Annotated in this window: 3 protein-coding genes; 1 reads left to right on the forward strand and 2 read right to left on the reverse strand. The window is 63.9% G+C overall.

Going from position 1 to position 2,700, the window contains the following annotated elements; translation table 11 throughout:
• Both JHD07_RS34820 and JHD07_RS34825 read right to left on the reverse strand, forming a co-directional pair.
• Positions 1–628, reverse strand: a 628-nt coding sequence (locus JHD07_RS34820; RefSeq protein WP_291630417.1) for an SDR family NAD(P)-dependent oxidoreductase, incomplete at its 3' end; no start/stop codon positions are given.
• Positions 629–749: 121 nt separating this feature from the next.
• Positions 750–1,448, reverse strand: a complete 699-nt coding sequence (locus tag JHD07_RS34825) for a histidine phosphatase family protein (protein ID WP_291630418.1) — start codon at positions 1,446–1,448, stop codon at positions 750–752.
• Positions 1,449–1,581: 133 nt separating this feature from the next.
• Here JHD07_RS34825 and JHD07_RS34830 point away from each other — a divergent pair, with 133 nt between their 5' ends.
• On the forward strand, positions 1,582–2,367 hold the full coding sequence (locus JHD07_RS34830; protein WP_291630421.1) for an SDR family oxidoreductase: 786 nt from the start codon (positions 1,582–1,584) through the stop codon (positions 2,365–2,367).
• Positions 2,368–2,700 lie beyond the last annotated feature (333 nt).

A 2,700-nucleotide genomic window follows, 5' to 3' on the forward strand; every position in this document is an offset into this window, starting at 1 on the left:
CTTTCAGGTTCTCCGGATTATCCCACAGCGCCTTGGCGAAATCGGTCTTGATCAGGCCGGGCGCGATGCAGTTCACGCGGATGTTGTGCGGGCCGTATTCGCAGGCGAGGTTGCGCGCGAGCTGCATGTCGGCGGCCTTGGAAATCGCGTAGGCGCCGAGGATGGTCGAGCCCTTGAGGCCACCGATCGAGGACACGATGATGACGGAGCCGTCCTTGCGCTCGATCATCTGCGGCACCACCATCGAGATCAGCCAGTTGTTGGCGACGATGTTGTTGTCGAGGATCTTCCTGAACTGATCGTCGGAGATGCCGGCGAGCGGGCCGTAATACGGGTTCGAGGCGGCGTTGCAGACCAGCACGTCGATCTTGCCGAAGGCGCGGTTGCTCTCGTCGACGAGGTTTTGCAGGTTCTCCTTCGACGAGATGTTGGCGGCGACCGCGACCGCGGTCCCCTTGCCGAACTTGTCGTTGATCCCCTTGGCGACCTGCTCGCAGACGTCGGCCTTGCGCGAGGAGATCACGACCTTGGCGCCGTGCTCGGCCATGCGCTCGGCGATCGCGAGCCCGATGCCGCGCGTCGATCCCGTGATGACGGCGACTTTTCCCTTCATGTCGAACAAGGTCATGTGTCTCTCCCAGAATTTGATCTTGGTGTTGATGTCATTCCGGGGCGATGCGAAGCAGCGAACCCGGAATCTCGAGATTCCGGGTCCGGTCCTAACGGACCGTCCCGGAATGACGACCTACTCACGCCAGCTTCTTGACTTCCGGTCCCGCGGGCTGATGCATCGCCGCGTGAGCAGCATCCGCGATCCACGGCTGCTGGTTGACCATCGGCAATCGCCAGAGCGTGCGCTCGGGGCTCGCAAAATGGTCGAGCCGGGTGATCGAGCAATTGTCGATGTCGAACGACAGCGCCTTCTCCAGCTGGCCATCGAGCGCGAGTCCCAGCGCCGCCTTGATCGTGCCGCCATGCGCGACGGCGATGATGTCCTGCCCGGCCGCCTCATTGTTGATCCGCTCAATGGTGCGGCGCGTACGGTTGTAGAGGTCCATGAAGCTTTCGCCGCCGGGCGCGGGCTCGTTGATGTCGGCGAACCAGCTCGATCCGACGGGACGGCTGGCGATGAACTGGGCGCGGTTCATGCCCTGCCAGCGGCCGAGATTCTGCTCCGCGAGATCCGCTTCCCATGTCATCGACGCAGGCTTGGGGAAGCCGGCCGCCCAGATCGCCTCCGCGGTCTGGTGCGTGCGCATCAGGTTGCTCGAATACCAGACGGCCTTGCGCGGCAGCACCTTGGCAACGGCATTGAACACGTAGGTGTCGCTGGTGTCGCAGGCGATATCGCTCTGCCCATAGATGTTGCCGCCGTCGTTGCGCACCGGCGCGTGCCGGACCCACCACCATCGCGTGACGACCACATTCGGCTTGTCTGCACCCGCCATCGAAACCCTTCCATCACGTCTGATGTCGCTGTACGTCAGTAGCGAACGTGTCTCAAGACACTTTACCGTTTGAAATCTTGTTTGAAATTCCGTCGCGCGGCAAGCGTCGCGCGCGAGCAAAAGGGAGAAACGCATGGGCCGCCTGCAAGGCAAATCCGTCATCATCACCGGCGCCGGCAGCGGCATCGGCCGCGCGGCTTCGCTGCTGTTCACCCGGGAAGGCGCCAAGCTGATCGCGGTCGATCGCACCGAGGCGGTGAAGGAGACCGTCGACGAGGTGAAGAAGGCCGGCGGTGTTGCGGAAGCCATGATCGCGGATGCCGGCTCCGAAAACGACGTCATCGCCGTGATCGACAAGGCGGTGAAAACGCACGGCCGGCTCGACGTGATCTGGGCCAATGCCGGCATCTCCGGCGGCCTCGTTCCGATTCCCGAGCAGACCGTCGAGCACTGGCAGGAGATCCTGCGCATCAATCTGATCGGGCCGTTCCTCGCGGTGAAGTATGCCATGCCGCACATGATCAAGCAGCAGTCGGGCGCGATCGTGCTGACCGCGTCCGTCGCGGGTCTCAAGGCCGGCGCCAGCGGACATCCCTATGCCGCGAGCAAGGCCGGCGTGATCAGCCTGGTGCAAACCACCGCCTATTCGCTCACCGGCACCGGCGTGCGCATCAATGCGGTCTGCCCGGGCCTGATCGAAACCGGCATGACCAAGCCGATCTTCGACCGCGCCAAGGAGCGCGGCACCCAGGACAAGATCGGCCAGCTCAATCCGCTCAAGCGCCCCGGCCAGCCGCACGAGCTCGCGGCGATGGGACTGTTCCTGGCCAGCGACGAGGCGTCTTATGTGAACGGCCAGGCGTTCCCGGTGGATGGCGGCCTCACCGCGTCGATGCCGTATACGGGCAAGCCGGTTTAATCTCGTCGCTGACATCAGCTCCGTCATCCTGAGGTGCGAAGCTTGTGATGCGCACGCATCGCAAGCTGAGCCTCGAAGGATGAACGGTCCAGATGCAGCCGGGCCGTCGCCCTTCGAGGCGCGTCGTGCGACGCTGTCGCGTCGCAGGACGCACACCTCAGGGTGACGGTGATGGAGCTCGCGGTCGCATCCGGTGTCCGCTTTTGACGTAGAGACACAGTTTCGCATCCTCGCGGCGCATCTCGCCCGAGCTTTGCTCTCTTGCGTTACCCTCAATGGAAAGAGGGCGCAGGGAAGACCGGGAGCCCGCAGGCACCCGAGGTCCACTGTGCG

Source organism: Bradyrhizobium sp., assembly GCF_016462955.1.
GTDB lineage: Bacteria > Pseudomonadota > Alphaproteobacteria > Rhizobiales > Xanthobacteraceae > Bradyrhizobium.

Coding starts and splice junctions, on each gene's coding strand:
- JHD07_RS34825 (WP_291630418.1), bottom strand. CDS start 1,448: ATGGCGGGTGCAGACAAGCCGAATGTGGTCGTCACGCGATGGTGGTGG.
- JHD07_RS34830 (WP_291630421.1), top strand. CDS start 1,582: ATGGGCCGCCTGCAAGGCAAATCCGTCATCATCACCGGCGCCGGCAGC.